The following is a 14,901-nucleotide window of genomic DNA, read 5'->3' as shown; positions in this document are numbered from 1 at the left end:
ACAGGGAATGATCAAGGGGCTCAGGCTCGGTCTCGGCGCCTCCGTGATGCTGGGCCTCCTGGCCGCGGCCCACGCGACGGAACCGCTGTCGCTGGTGACGAACCACGGGAACGTGCTCGCTTACACCGACGGCGCCGTTCCGGGGATGCCGTTGTTCACGACGTTCGGGTCGAGGATGGACAATCCGATGCTGGCCGATGACGGCACGGTTCTGTTCTTCTCCAACTTGGCCGGACCGCAGATCACCGGCGCGAACAGCCGGGCGCTTTTCCAAGGAACGACGGCGAACGATCTGTTCACGGCGGCTCAGTGGTCCGATCCGGCACCCGGTCTTCCCGGCCTCAGCCTGGTCAACAGCGGGGGCACCTCCGGCATCTTGAGCGGCAGCGTGGGATTCAGCCCCGATGACCGGACGCTCTTTGCCAGTTGGCTCACGAACGCCAGCAACAACCTTCCGGCGACGAGCGACACCGCCCTCTTCGGCGGGTTCGCCGGATCCCTCGGGCTCGTCGCGAGGGAAGGGGACCTCGCACCGGGCACCGCGGGGGCGCTGTTCGGTGACTTTTCGGGTCTCACCACCCAGTTCACCGGCATCAATCGCAACGGCCGAGTGATGTTCCCGGCCACCCTCGTGGGAGGCGACGTCGTCGGAACGACCAACGACTTCGCGCTGTACACGGGGACGCCCGGCGCGCTCACGATCGTGGTGCGCAAGGGCGACACGGTGCTCCCCGGCCCGGTCACGGCCGCGGGGTTCTCCTTGTACGGCAACACGTTTTTCGGGAACAACCAGATGGCGGGCGACCGGATCCTGTACAACCTGGTCCTGTCGGGAGCCGGCGTCACCACCGCCAACGACGAGTCGCTCTGGTTCTACACCCCCGGGTCGGGGAACACGCTCCTGCTTCGCGAAGGAGATCCGGCGCCCGGGACGGCCGGCGCGGTCTTCGCCGACAGCTCCGGAATCAGCAGTTTCAGTTTGGCCGCCACCGCGGTCGCGGGCAACGGGAGATTCACGTTCTACACGGGTCTCGCCGGCGGCGACACCAGCGCGACGAACGACTCGGCGGTCTACATCGCGGACACGACCGGTGCTGCCACGCTCCTCGCGCGCACGGGAGCTCCCGCTCCCGGCACCGATGCGACGTTCAAGAACTTCAACGTCTTCCAGACCTTCGTGACCAGCTCCGGCGTCGGAATATTCACAGGGGCGTTGACCGGCGGCACCGTGAACGCGACCAACGCCGACGGCATCTGGGCCGGCACACCGGGCTCGGTGAGCCTGGTCGCGCGCTCCGGCGTCACGCAGGTCCCGGGCGCGCCGAGCGGATCGACGTGCCAGCAATTCGTCTCGCTCCCCATCGTCTTCAGCGACTACGGTTTCGTTGTCCAGTGCAATCTCGTGGGCCCCAACGTCTTTCCGGGCCACGATTCGAAAGCGCTCGTCGCGTGGACGCCGACGAAGGGCCTCTTCCTCGTCTGGCGGCAGGGCCAGAACCTGCAGGTCTCGCCGGGCGTGTTCAGGCCGCAGATCTTCGCTGGCTCTCTTCAGATGAGCAACACCGAAGGCAGGGCGCTCGGACTCTCCCACACCGGCACGTTGGCGATGACCGTCGGGCTCGATCCGGGCATCAGCGTCGCCACCGTCGACCTCAACTGCTTCCCCACGACCGACTACTACTTCGACGCCGACGGGGACGGCTACGGCGACCCGACGACGGAGCTCAACCTGTGCGCGGGCCAGTTCCCTCCTCCCGGCTACATCACGAGGGCGGGCGACTGCCTCGACTCGGATCCGACGAAAACCGGCGCGACGACGGAGATCTGCAACGGGATCGACGACGATTGCAACGGGCGGATCGACGACGGCGTCCCGCACCCGACCGGGCCGTTGGCCCTGACGATGTCGAGGTCGGCCGGCAACGTCACCATGTCGTGGAACGCCGTGCCCAACGCGATCCAGTACGACGTCATCTCCGGCGACCTCGGGGAGCTGCGGGGCGCGGGCGGCTACCAGTTCTTGACTCAGGCCCAGTGCGCGGGGAATGACGTCTCCGGCACGTCGATGACCCTGCCCGGAAGCCCGGCCGTAGGCAATGGACAGTTCTTCGTGATGCGGGCGGTCGGCTGCACGGGGCTCGGCTCGTACGACGAAGGGGTTCCCTCTCAGCACAGCACACGCGATCAAGGAATCGGCTCCAGCTTGTATGCGTGCCCTTAAGGAGAAGTTGAAATGACCAAGGGACTCAGGTTCGGTCTCGGAGCCGCGGCGCTGCTGGGGCTACTGACGGCGGCCCATGCGACGGATCCGTTGTCGCTCGTGACGAACCACGGGAACGTGCTCGCTTACACCGACGGCGCCGTTCCGGGGATGCCGCTGTTCACGACGTTCGGGTCGCAGATCGGCTTTCCGGTGCTGGCCGACGACGGCACGGTTCTGTTCCTCTCCAACATGGCCGGACCGCAGATCACAGGCGCGAACAGCCGGGCGCTTTTCCAAGGGACGACGTCCGCCGACCTGTCCGTGGTGGCTCAATCGGCCGATCCGGCACCCGGTCTTCCGGGGCTCAGCTTGGTCAACAACGCGGGCAACTCCGGCATCGGTGGCGATGCGGTCAGAATCAGCCCCGACGGCCGGAGCCTCTTCGCCAGCCGTCTCACCAACGCCGCGCACAACCTTCCGGCGACGAGCGATACGGCCATCTTCGGCGGGTTCGCAGGTTCCTTGTCTCTCGTCGCGAGGGAGGGGGACGCTGCGCCGGGCACCTCTGGGGCGCTCTTCGGCGACTTCATCCCTGTCAGCGCCCCGACCGTCATCACCCAGTACGACGGCATCAATCGCAACGGCCGGGTGATGTTCGTGGTCCCGCTCGTGGGAGGCGACGTCAACGGGACGACCAACAACCTCGCGGTGTACACGGGGACACCCGGCGCGCTCACGATCGCGGTGCGCCTGGGCGACACGATGCTTCCCGGCGTCACGGCCGCCGCATTATCCGGGAGCGTGCAGATGGCGGGAGACCGGATCATCTACAGCCTGCAACTGGCGGGAGCCGGCGTCACGACCGCCAACGACGAGTCGCTGTGGCTCTACACCCCGGGTTCGGGGAACACGCTCCTCCTGCGCGAAGGGGACCCGGCGCCTGGGACGACGGGCGCGGTGTTCAGTGGCGGTTTCAGCCTGCCGAGCAGCGGCATGACGAGCAGCGGGAGATTCGAGTTCGTCACGAGTCTTTCCGGAGGCGACGTCACCTCGGCGAACGACCAGGGGATCTTCATCGCGGACACGACCGGTGCTGTCGCGCTCCTCGCGCGCAAAGGGGCTCCGGCCCCCGGCACCACGTCGGTGTTCAGGGGATTCAGCCCTTTCTTCAACCAAGTGACCGACGCCGGCGTCGGAGCATTCCAGGCGACGTTGACCGGCGGCACCGAGAATCCGACCAACGACAACGGCATCTGGCGCGGCACCCCGGGCTCCTTGAGTTTGGTCGCACGCGCCGGCATCACGCAGGTCCAGGGCTCGAACGGATCGATGTGTCAGCAAATCATCGCGAACGTCACGGACTTCAGCGACTTCGGTTTCGTTTTCCCCTGCGACCTCGTGGGCCCCGACGTCTTTCCGGGCCACAATTCGGGGGCGGTCGTCGCGTGGACGCCGACGAAGGGCCTCTTCCTCGTCTTTCGACAGGGCCAGAACCTGCAGGTCTCACCGGGCGTGTTCAGGCCGCAGACCCAGGCCGGGGGGCTCGTCCAGTTCGGCAACTCCGACGGCAGGGCTCTCGCACTCACCCACACCGGCACGTTGGCGATCAACGTCTATCTCGATCCGGGCGTGAGCGCCGCGACCGTCGACCTCAACTGCTTCCCCACGACCGACTACTACCTCGACGCCGACGGGGACGGCTACGGCGATCCGACGACGGAGCTGAACCTGTGCGCCGGCCAATTCCCTCCTCCCGGCTACATCACGAGGGCGGGCGACTGCCTCGACTCGGATCCGACGAAAACCGGCGCGACGACGGAGACCTGCAACGGGATCGACGACGATTGCAACGGTCGGATCGACGACGGCGTCCCGCACCCGACCGGGCCGTTGACCCTGACGATGTCGAAGTCGGCCGGCAACGTCACCATGTCATGGAACGCGGTGCCCAACGCGATCCAGTACGACATCATCTCCGGTGACCTCGGGGAGTTGCGGGCCGCGGGCGGCCACTACACGAACCTGACTCAGGCCAGTTGCTATGGGAACGACGTCGCCGGCACCTCGATGACCCTGCCCGGAAGCCCGACCGCCGGCAACGGACAGTTCTTCCTGATGCGGGCGGTCGGCTGCACGGGACTCGGCGCCTACGACGAGGGAGTCCCCTCGCAGCACAGCACGCGCGATCAAGAAATCGGAACGAGCTTGTATTCGTGCCCCAACTAGTTGGCTAGGGGGCACTTCGACCCCCCCGGAAAGGGATCTGTCATGCGATCGTCTCGCGTCTCGACTTTCAGTTGGCTTCTTACCGTCCTCCTCGCGCTCGGTCTGTCGGCGGGGAAAGCGGCGGCGACCCCAGGGACCTGTGAGTCCCTGCCCGGTGGCCCCATCGAGCTCGAATCCACCGGCGGCCTCATCGGCCCCGCGGGATACGCCACGCTCGGTGCCGCGTTCGCGGACATCAACAACGGGAGCTACACCGGGACGATCACGATCGACATCTGCGGCGACTCGACCGAGGCCGGCAGCGCGGTCTTGAACGCCAGCGGCTCCGGGAGCGCGTCCTACACGGGGGTCACGATCTCCCCCGCGGGCGGTGCGGCGCGCACGATCTCGGGGAACGTGGCCGGGGCGCTCGTCGACTTGAACGGCGCCGACAACGTCGTGATCGACGGCCTGAACAGCGGCGGGAACGCGCTGACGATCGAGAACTCGAGCACGGCGACCGCGTCGACGATCCGCTTCATCGCGGACGCGTCCGCGAACACGGTGCAGAACTGCACGGTCAAGGGCGCGAACACGGGGACGGCCTCCGGGACGATCGTCGTCTCCACCGGGACGTCGACCGGGAACTTGAACGAGACGATCGCGGGGAACACGATCACGTCGTCGGGAGGCAATCTCCCGGTCAACGCGATCTACTCGTCCGGGTCGGCCTTCAACACCGGGACCGCGATCACGAACAACAACATCCAGGACTACTTCAGCGCGACGGCCAACTCGAACGGGATCTTCATCGCGGCGAGCAGCGCCTCGTGGACGATCAGCGGGAACCGGTTCTTCCAGACCGCAACCCGCACCCCGACCGCGGCGGTCACGATGCGCGCGATCAACATCGTCACCTCGACCGGCGGCGGCTACAGCATCTCGAACAACACGGTCGGCTACGCGACCTCCGCCGGCACGGGGACGACGACGTACGGCGGCGCCGTTGCGAGCCTCTTCCGCGGCATCGAGCTGACGGTGGGAGCCGCCCCCGTCTCCCAGATCCAGGGGAACACGGTCACCGCGATCTCCTTCACCACGACCAGCGCCTCCGCGACGTCTCCCGGAATCTTCGCGGGGATCAGCGTCCTCGGCGGCGCGGTGAACATCGGGGCGACCACCCCCAACGTCGTGGGGTCTTCGTCGTTGACGGGTGCGATCACGGTCACGTCGAACGCCACCACGAACAACGGGCTGGTCGACGGGATCTACGCGACGTCGACCAACTTGAGCATCCAGAACAACGCTGTCGGAGGCATCACGGTCAGCAACCCGACCGTCACGGTCGCTCTGGCGCTCCACGGGATCGAGACGGCCGGCTCCAACCCCACGATCAGCGGTAACACGATTGGCAGCACGACGACCGCGAATTCCATCCAGCTCGGTGTCGCCGGGACGACGACCGCGGCCACGACGTTCAACGGGATCCTGAGCACGGCGGCGGGCACGACGATCACCATCACCAACAACACGGTTCGGAACTGCTCGAACAACGGCTCGGGCGCGTCCATCTTCCAGGGGATCGCCAACGCCGGCGGCACCGGCACGATCAACATCACGGGCAACAGCATCATCGCGAATACGACTCGTGGCACGTCCACGAGCGACGGGATCATCTCGGGCGTCGCGGCGGCCACCGTCAACATCACGAACAACACGGTTCGCGAGATGACCCTGACGGCCGCCTCCGGCGCGTTCCGCGGGATCGAACAGAGCGCCGGCGTGACCACAGCGATCAACCTCGACGACAACAAGCTCGGCGACGCGACCGGCGGCTTCGTGTCGTACACGGCGGCGACGAGCGGCGCTCTCACCGGCATCCTCAACAGCGGGGGCGCGGCCGCGGGGCCGGCGCTTTCAATCCAGCGCAACGACTTCCGTGGGATCAGCTACGCCGTCGCCTCGTCGAACTCGAACGACTACATCAATGCCTCGGCCGGCACGTTCACCACGGAGACGATCAAGGACAACACGTTCACGAGCCTGTCGGTGAACACCACGGGACAGACCACGCTCATCCGGGTCGGGGCTTCGCTCGTCGGGAACTCGACCGGCATTCAGACGATCACGAACAACTCGATCGCCGGGACCTTCACCAGGCTCGGCGCGTCCGGCAACATGTTCGGTTTGGCGGTGACCATCGCCATCGCGCCGAACGGCCAGACGGCGAGCAACAGTAACAACAACTTCTCGAACGTCACGCTCGCCGGGGCGAGCAACGGCACGTGTCTGAGCAACCTCGACGGCCCGCTCAAGACGATTCAGAACAACACGTGCAGCAATTGGGGCGGCGGCACCACGGGATCCCTTACCGGCATCACCGTGAACGGCGGTAAGGCGCCGGTGATCACGTCCAACACGATCACCAATTTTACGAGCGCGGGCACCATCACGGGAATCCTGGTGAATGGAGACACGGGAAACAACCCGATCGGTTCCGTGACGTCGAACACGGTGAGCGGCCTCACCTCGACGAACCCCGGTGCCACCGGGTTGAGGGGGATCCATCTCGCGACACCCTCGAACCTCGGCCAAGCGCTCACGATGAGCGTGACCTCGAACAACGTCAGCAATCTGAGCGCCGCGTCCGCCACCGCTGCCGCGAACGTCATCGGCATCAGCGTCGGGGACTCGAACCCTCAGCAGGTGGCGACGACGGCGACCGTCAACGGAAACACCGTCAAGACGCTCTCGGCGGACTTCGCGGGGTCGAACGTCACGGGTGTGAACGTCACGGGCGGCGTGTCCAACGGAACGTTCTTCGACAACAAGATCTACGACCTGCAGCTTTCCGCGGCGTCGGGCACGGTCGCGGGGGTCAGCTCGGCTGGAAACATCGTCAGCGTCTACAACAACCTGGTCGGCGATCTGCGCGCGCCGGCTGCGACGTCGGGCTCCACGCCCACGATCCGAGGGCTCGCCTCCACCGACGGCACGACGTCGGCTTTCAGCTTCAACTCGGTGTACCTCGCGGGCACGAGCTCGGGCTCGCCGTTCTCGACGGCCGCCGTGTTCGCGACGAACGGGTTCGGGACGCCGACCCTGGCGCTTCGCAACAACGTTCTCGTCAACGCGTCCACGCCCCAAGGCACCGGGATGGCCACGGGCCTCTGGCGGAACTTTCTGCCGCTTGCCTCTTACGACGCCGCTTCGAACAACAACGACTTCCTCGCCTCGACGGTTTACTTCGACGGCACGACGGCCTACCCGACGATGGGCGCCTTCTGGTCGGCGGTCTCACCCCGTGACGCCGCGTCCTTCTCGGAGAACCCGCCGTTCGTGAGCACGCTCGGCTCCGATCCGGGCTTCCTGCACATCACGCCCGGCTCGAACACGCAGCTCGAGAGCGGCGGCGTCACCGTCGCAGGGATCACCGACGACTTCGACGGCGACGTCCGCGGCGGCACGCCCGACGTGGGCGCCGACGAGTTCGCCGGGACGAACGTCGATCTGACGGCACCCGCCGTCGCCTACACGTTCCTCGGCCGGGAGGCGCTGCCGCCGGTCACGTCGCGATCCTTCACCGCGACCGCGACCGATCGGACCGGCGTCGAGACCGCCGTCGGCCTCCGTCCGCGCGTCTACTACAAGAAGTCGACCGACCCGAACGACGCGACCGGATGGAAGTACACGGAAGCGGCCGGGACGGGAGGCTCGCCCTTTACGTTCACGATCGACTACTCGCTGCTCAACGCGGGCGGCGTGAGCGCGGGCGACGTCATCCAGTACTTCGTCGTCGCCCAGGACACGGTGGCGACGCCGAACGTCGGCATCTACCAGGGCACCTTCGCGGCACAGCCTTCGAGCGTTGCGCTGACGTCGGCGGCGTTCCCGATCGGCGGGACGATCAACAACTACGTGGTCCCGATGTCGCTGACCGGCACGCAGTCCGTGTGCCCGACCGGCTGCACCTACACGTCGCTGACCAACGCGGGCGGCGCGTTCGCGACGATCAACGCGAACGTCGTCACCGGGAACTACGTCGTCGAGATCCAAGGCGATTCCACGGCCGAGACGGGCGCCAACGCCCTCGGCGAGTGGGTCGAGGATCCCCCCGCCAGCAACTACACCGTCACGTTCCGGCCCGGCGGCGGCGCGGCCCGCACCGTCTCGGGCTCCATCGCCGGGGCGCTCATCCGGCTGAACGGTGCTGACCGCGTCACCTTCGACGGGCTGAACTCGGGCGGCAACAGCCTGACGGTCAGCAACACGAGCACCGCGAACCTTTCGTCCACGATCACACTGACGTCTCTCGGGACGGGTGCGGGTGCGACGAACGATGCGATCAAGAACCTGACGATCGTCGGCGGCGCCACCACCGTCGGGGTCTACGGGATCAACCTCTCCGGGGCCACCGTTTCCGGGCCAGTGCTCAACTCGGTGGGCGCGGACAACGACAACGTCACGATCCAGGGGAACCTCATCAGCCGGGTCTACCAGGGGATCTACGTGAACGGCGCGACCGCCCTCCCGGCGACGGTCGACGGCCTCGTGATCTCGAACAACACGATCGGCCCCTTGACCTCGGGGGCCGACAATACCGGGCTGAACGGGATCTTCGTCCAGGGCGTGGCCGGCGTGACGATCTCCGGCAACGTGGTGCGCAATCTCACCGCGACGAACACGGGTGCGGGCGGGATCTACCTGAACAATGTCGTCACCGGCGGCTCGGTCGCCAACAATACGATCACCAACGTGACCTCAAGCGCCGCCGCGGGCGGCACCAACTCGATCGTCGGCATCTTCGTCGGAGCCAACACGACCGGCGTCACCGTGTCGGGGAACCGGATCCAGACGGTGGTCAACAACAACCCCACCGTGACGGGGAACAGCGGGGCTCGCGGCATCACCGTGAACGGATCCGCCTCGGCGAACCTCACGATCGCCAACAACACGGTGAGCGACATCTACTGCAACCAGAACACCTCCAACCAGAGCTGGCCCTTCGGGATCAGCTTGGACGCCGGGAACACTTACAAGGTCTACTCGAACTCGATCAACCTCTTCGGGTCGCACCCCGGCCTCAATTCCCCCTCCACCGGCGCCTCCGCCGCGCTGTTCATCGCCAGCTCCTCGGTCACCTCTCTCGACATCCGTGACAACGTCCTGTCGAACACGTACGACAACTCGCTCTCGGGGGCGAACGACCAGAGCTTTGCGATCTACTCGCTGGGGGCGAACACCGCGTTCACGAGCATCGACTTCAACGACTACTACGTGGGAGGTCTCGGGACGCCGCTCGTCGGCCACCTCGGGTCCGCCGGTGCCACGAACGACAAGCTCGACCTCACGGCGTGGAAGACGGCGACCGGCAAGGACGTGAGCTCGCTCGCGGCCAACCCGCAGTTCGTCTCCTCGACCGACCTGCACATCAACGTCTCGGGCGGCGCCACGCCGGTCGAGAACGTCGGCACCCCGATCGCGGCGGTCACGAACGACGTCGACGGCGATCTCCGCAACGCGACGACGCCGGACATCGGCGCCGACGAAGTGCGCTGCCACGTCGCGATCGCGGCGGAGTCGTGCGACGACGGCAGCATCTGCTCGACCGATTCGTGCAACCCGCACGACGGCTCGTGCAGCTACGTCGCCGCGAACTCGGGCGCCGTCTGCCGCGCCGCGGGCGGTGCCTGTGATGTCGCCGAGACCTGCGACGGCACGAACACCGCATGCCCCGCGGACACGTTCGTTCCGGCCAACGTCGTCTGCCGCCCCTCGGCGGGCGATTGCGACGTCGCCGAGGTCTGCACCGGAGCGAGCGCGGCGTGCCCCGCCGATGCGGTCGCCCCGAACACGACGGTCTGCCGTCCCTCGGCAGGAGCCTGTGACGTCGCCGAGACCTGCACCGGGTCGAGCAGCACCTGCCCGACCGATTCCTTCGCACCGGCGACGACCGTCTGCCGTCCGTCCGCGGGCGACTGCGATGCCGCGGAGAGCTGCACCGGAGCGAGCGCCGCATGCCCGGCCGACGCCTTCGCGCCGGCGACCACCGTCTGCCGGCCCTCGGCGGGACCGTGCGACGCGGTGGAGAGCTGCACCGGCGGGAGTGCCACGTGCCCGCCCGATTCCTTCGAGCCTGCGACCACGGTCTGCCGCGCCGCGGCAGGCGACTGCGACCAGGCCGAGAGCTGCACCGGCACCTCGGTCGATTGCCCGGCCGATGCCTTCCTCCCGTCGTCGACCGTCTGCCGCGCCGCAGCGGGCGACTGCGACGTGGCCGAATCGTGCACCGGCGACAGCGCCACGTGCCCAGCGGACGCCTTCGCACCGTCGACGACCGCCTGCACCGGCACCTCGAACGGCGGCCCGTGCGACGGCGCCGACCACTGCGCCGGCGACAGCAACACCTGTCTCGACGCCTTCCAGCCGTCGACCGTCCAGTGCCGTCCGTCCTCGGCGGCCTGCGACCCGGCGGAGTTCTGCTCCGGATCGAACGGGAGCTGCCCGGCCGACGTCGTCAACGGCAGCCAGCCGGTCGGCGACACGGTGCTCGTCTCGCAGGGCTTGAGCGGAACGGCGATCACGTGGTCGGCGGAGACCGAGCCCGGTCCGTTCAACGTTTACCGCGGATCGCTGACGACCGGCAGCGCCTGGAGCTACAACCAGGTCTGCTTCGCGTACCTCGATCCGGCGACGACCGTGACCGACACGGCCGTCCCGGCGCCGGGCATGGTCTTCTACTACCTCGTCACCCGCGACGAGGGCACGTGCACGGAGTCGAGCCTCGGACAGGAGAGCAACGGGTCGCAGCGTCCCAACGACGCCTACTGCCCGCAGCCGGCTCCGGACGACGACGCCGACGGCGTGCCGAACGTCGCCGACAACTGCCCGACGATCTACAACCCGTCGCAGTCCGACATCGACCAGGACGGCCACGGCGACGACTGCGACAACTGCCCGAGCGTCTCGAACCCGAGCCAGTCCGACCTCGACCACGACGGGATCGGCGATGCCTGCGACAGCGATCTCGACAACGACGGCGTTCCGAACGCGGTGGACAACTGCCCGACCGTGCCGAACGCGGATCAAGCGGATCTCGACGGCGATCAGGTCGGCGATTCCTGCGACAACTGTCCCAACGTCTCGAATCCGGACCAGGCGGACACCGACCACAACGGCATCGGAGATGCCTGCCAGGGCTCCTAGTCAGGGAAGGTCGTGTGGGGGAGGGAACCGGGCGGTGCCCTTCGGGGTGCCGCCCGGTTCTCTTTTTCTAGTGCTGCTCGCTCAGCCACTCGATGACGATGCGATCGGACGCATGGACGGCGACCATCGCCAGCGGCTCGTCCCCGATCGCGACGAACGCGTGAGGCGTCCCCGTCGCGATGACGACCGTATCGCCGGCGGACGCGACGAGCCTCTCACCGTCGACCACCATCTCCGCCCGCCCCGCGAGAACGATGCAGGTCTCGGGGTAGGGGTGCCGGTGAAGCCCCGGCCCTTTCCCCGGCGGTAGCTCGCCACGGAAGTAGGACACGCCCGCGCCGTAGCGCTCGCCTTCGAAGGCGACCGCGGCGAGAGCGCCGGCCGGCCGTTCGCTCGGATTCACCATGTGATACATCGCAGCCTCCTTCAGGCCGGCGTGATGCCGTGGCGGCGCATGATCTCGATCATCTTCGCCCGGTCGGGCGGTCCGCCGGCGGCGGCATTGAGGACCTCGGCGGCTTCGCGGAAATAGTCGGGCCCGATCGCGGCGGGGGTGAGGATGCAGAGCGCCCTGGCGTCCTTCCCGGCGGTGTTGTCGAAGCGGTGGACGGCGCCGCGCGGGATGCAGAGCGCTTGGCCCGGCCCGACCGGAACCTGAGTTCCGTCGACCGTCCACGTGAGCGTGCCCTCGAGGCCGTAGATCGACTCCTCGAAGGCGTCGTGGCTGTGCGCGGGCGCCATCAGCTTCTCGCTGCCCGGAACGGTGAGCTCGAACGCGGCCAGGCTGCCGTTCGAGTCGGCACCGGTCACGAGGAAGCGGACGGTGAGCGGCCCCAGGTGGATCGTCTCGTCGGTCATGGTTTGCTCTGGCATCGCGGTGCTCCTTGTGGTAAATTCCGTTTACTAAAAGAAAGGTAAATGGAATTGACCATGCCGTCAAGGGAAAAGAAGAAGGAAATCAAGGCGTCGGAGATGCTCATCGGGGCCCTCCTCCGGGTGCCGGCCCAGGCGATCCACCGGCGGATCATCGCCGAGCTGAACGCCGCCGGCTTCGACGATCTTCGCCTCGCCCACATGGCGGTCCTCCAGTTCCCGGGGCCCCACGGCGCCCGGCCGGGGGCGATCGCCGAGCGCGCCGGCATGAGCAAGCAGGCGATGAACCAGCTCCTCGGAAGCCTCGAGAGCCTCGGCTATCTCAGCCGCGGAGACGACCCCGACGAGGCCCGCGCGCGCGTCGTCCGCTTCACGAGGCGCGGCCATGCGGCGAACGCGAAGCTCCACGAGGTTCTGCGCGACATCGAACGCGCGTGGCGCGCGGAGCTCGGGGCGAAGGATTTCGAGCGCCTGAAGGAGATCCTCGCGCGTGTGTGGGAGGGCCCGTTGACGCGCTAGGTCACTTCCGCCAGCGGCTGAGCGTCCAGCCCGTCCCCTTCGCACCGTCGAAGCGCGTCGGCCTCGGCGCGTCCGCCGGCGCCATGCAGGACTCGAGATCCCCGTCGACGATGCGCACGAGCGCGCGCTGGATCCGCCCGCCCTGGAGGTAATCGACCTCCCAGGGGTTCGACCCGGAGACGCGCGTCGGGGCATCGAGGATCGGCGCTCCGCCAAAGGCGACGCGCGTGCGGTTGCCCTCGACCTCGCGCCATCCCGTGGCGAGCACGCTCTTCGGGAGCGCCATCCCGTCGATGATGACCGAGACGGCCTTCCACGTGCCGCTCATCGGGGTGAGATCGTCGGCCGAGCTGGGCTCGAAGGCGACGGGGGACGGCGTGGTCGAGCCCGCCCGCCGACGCGTCAGCGTCTCGAGCGCGTGCTTCGAGCCGGGAGTCGTGACGAACTTCGTGGGACGAGAGGCGCCGGTGAGCCCCAGACAGATCGTGAGCGCGTCACCGCCGAGCTCGTAGATTCCATACGACCAGTTGCCCGCCTCGGGACCTTGCACGAACTCGATGTCGATGCGGGGCGGATCGGCCTCGACGTCGATGTTGAAGACGCCCTCGTAGATCGCCTCGGGGGACTCGGTCCGGAAGAGGTCGCCGTCGATGATGAGCCGCGAGGAGGCGAGCACGGCGCGCGGCATCTTGGTCCCCTCGATCTCGAGGCTCGTGAACTCCCACGTGCCCTCGAGGCCGCGGAGCTGCGTGACGTGGCGTGCGAGCGCGGGCCAGCTCGCGAACCCCGACTTCCGCGCGACGGCGCTCTGCGCGTCGGCCAGGCGGTAGCCGGCGTTCCCGACCTGGGCGATCGTCTGCTCCTTCGCGGCGGGGAGGTGCTCGATCAGCGTCTTGGCGGCGCCGTCGTCGCCGGTCGCGAGCGCCGAGAGAAGGGATTTGGCCTGGCGGCGAAGGTGGTCGAGGTCGGGCCGGGACGGAAGCTGCTTCTTCATGAGACACCCCATGCGTCGAGCCCGAGGTCCGCAGACGGGCGGCACGGAGTGAACGATTCGGCCTGTCGAATGAAGTTGGGTTGAACCCTTCCCGCGGACCCGGCGGCTTCCTTCAAGCCACGGGGATTCTACTCTACTGGCTCTCCTTGATCTCACGGCCGCCGAGCGCCTGCGTCGGACGCGCGTTGTGCGGGTAATGCTTCGCGAACGTCTCGATCTGTTGATGCGTGACGGTCGCCGAGGTCCCGAGGACGAACCACCGGACGCCTTCGGAGCAGGGCGGCGTGGTCAGCGAGCCCATGAACGTGAAGTACGACTTCGTCGCGGGGAGGAGGTTCTTCGCGTCGATCGTCTCCCCGAACACCAAGCTCTCTTTCCCTTTTTCCGAAGGGATGTGCGAGAAGATCTTGTGAACCGCCGGGTTCGCCGCCCCTTCGTCGAAGAGCACGGCGACGACCGCGAGCTTCCCGTCTTTGTTCTTGTGGACGAGGTGGGCGACCATCGCGTGTGGTTTTCCGTCGATCGTCTCCTCGCTCGGGCGATGGAAGTGGATCTGCTGCAGCTCGTAAGTCTGAGGCCCGACGTGGATGACGCTTCCCGGCGCATAGGTGGCCATCACGGTATGCCCGTTGTCGGTGATCTTGAGCGGTGAGGGCTTGTAGTCGAACGTGATCGGATCGAGCGCCGAGGGCTTGAGCGTCGACGCCGGGATGTCGATCGGCGACTGGAGCTTGCCAAGCTTGCACGCCTGGAACGACGGGTCGAGATCGCCCCAGTGCTCGGGCCCCTCGGCGCCTTCGTAGGTGAAGTGCGGAGCCTCTTTGCCGTGGTGTTCGGCTGCCATGGCGAGCGCAGGCATCAGGAGGACGGCGAATCGAGCGACGTATCTCATGGTGTCTCC

Annotated in this window: 8 protein-coding genes; 4 read left to right on the top strand and 4 right to left on the bottom strand. The window is 67.4% G+C overall.

Going from position 1 to position 14,901, the window contains the following annotated elements; genetic code table 11:
* Positions 1-7 precede the first annotated feature (7 nt).
* Genes VFV19_07685 through VFV19_07675 form a run of 3 tightly spaced genes read left to right on the top strand, consistent with a single transcriptional unit; the run spans position 8 to position 11,614 of the window.
* Positions 8-2,221, top strand: a complete 2,214-nt coding sequence (locus VFV19_07685) for a putative metal-binding motif-containing protein (GenBank protein HEX4824180.1) — start codon at positions 8-10, stop codon at positions 2,219-2,221.
* A gap of 12 nt (positions 2,222-2,233) precedes the next feature.
* Positions 2,234-4,429 (top strand): putative metal-binding motif-containing protein, encoded by a 2,196-nt coding sequence (locus tag VFV19_07680; protein ID HEX4824179.1) that lies wholly within the window; start codon positions 2,234-2,236, stop codon positions 4,427-4,429.
* A 42-nt stretch (positions 4,430-4,471) separates the two neighbouring features.
* Positions 4,472-11,614 carry a thrombospondin type 3 repeat-containing protein gene (locus tag VFV19_07675; GenBank protein ID HEX4824178.1) on the top strand — a complete coding sequence of 2,381 codons (7,143 nt, stop codon included), beginning with the start codon at positions 4,472-4,474 and terminating at the stop codon, positions 11,612-11,614.
* Between the two features lie 67 nt (positions 11,615-11,681).
* Here VFV19_07675 and VFV19_07670 read toward each other — a convergent pair whose 3' ends face one another.
* The gene (locus VFV19_07670) at positions 11,682-12,029 is read right to left on the bottom strand and encodes a cupin domain-containing protein (GenBank protein HEX4824177.1); all 348 of its coding nucleotides are present in this window, start codon (positions 12,027-12,029) and stop codon (positions 11,682-11,684) included.
* 11 nt (positions 12,030-12,040) lie between these two features.
* Complete coding sequence (locus tag VFV19_07665; protein HEX4824176.1) at positions 12,041-12,487, bottom strand: cupin domain-containing protein; 447 nt, start codon at positions 12,485-12,487, stop codon at positions 12,041-12,043.
* 45 nt (positions 12,488-12,532) lie between these two features.
* Here VFV19_07665 and VFV19_07660 point away from each other — a divergent pair, with 45 nt between their 5' ends.
* Complete coding sequence (locus VFV19_07660; protein HEX4824175.1) at positions 12,533-13,006, top strand: MarR family winged helix-turn-helix transcriptional regulator; 474 nt, start codon at positions 12,533-12,535, stop codon at positions 13,004-13,006.
* A gap of 1 nt (position 13,007) precedes the next feature.
* Here the strand turns inward: VFV19_07660 and VFV19_07655 are convergent, their stop codons facing one another.
* Positions 13,008-14,000 (bottom strand): TIGR03067 domain-containing protein, encoded by a 993-nt coding sequence (locus VFV19_07655; GenBank protein ID HEX4824174.1) that lies wholly within the window; start codon positions 13,998-14,000, stop codon positions 13,008-13,010.
* A gap of 133 nt (positions 14,001-14,133) precedes the next feature.
* Complete coding sequence (locus tag VFV19_07650; GenBank protein ID HEX4824173.1) at positions 14,134-14,892, bottom strand: carbonic anhydrase family protein; 759 nt, start codon at positions 14,890-14,892, stop codon at positions 14,134-14,136.
* Between the last annotated feature and the right edge of the window lie 9 nt (positions 14,893-14,901).

The organism is Candidatus Polarisedimenticolaceae bacterium, from assembly GCA_036275915.1.
In the GTDB taxonomy this organism is placed as follows: Bacteria; Acidobacteriota; Polarisedimenticolia; order Polarisedimenticolales; family DASRJG01; genus DASRJG01.
This window is presented reverse-complemented; position numbering and strand designations above follow the sequence as displayed.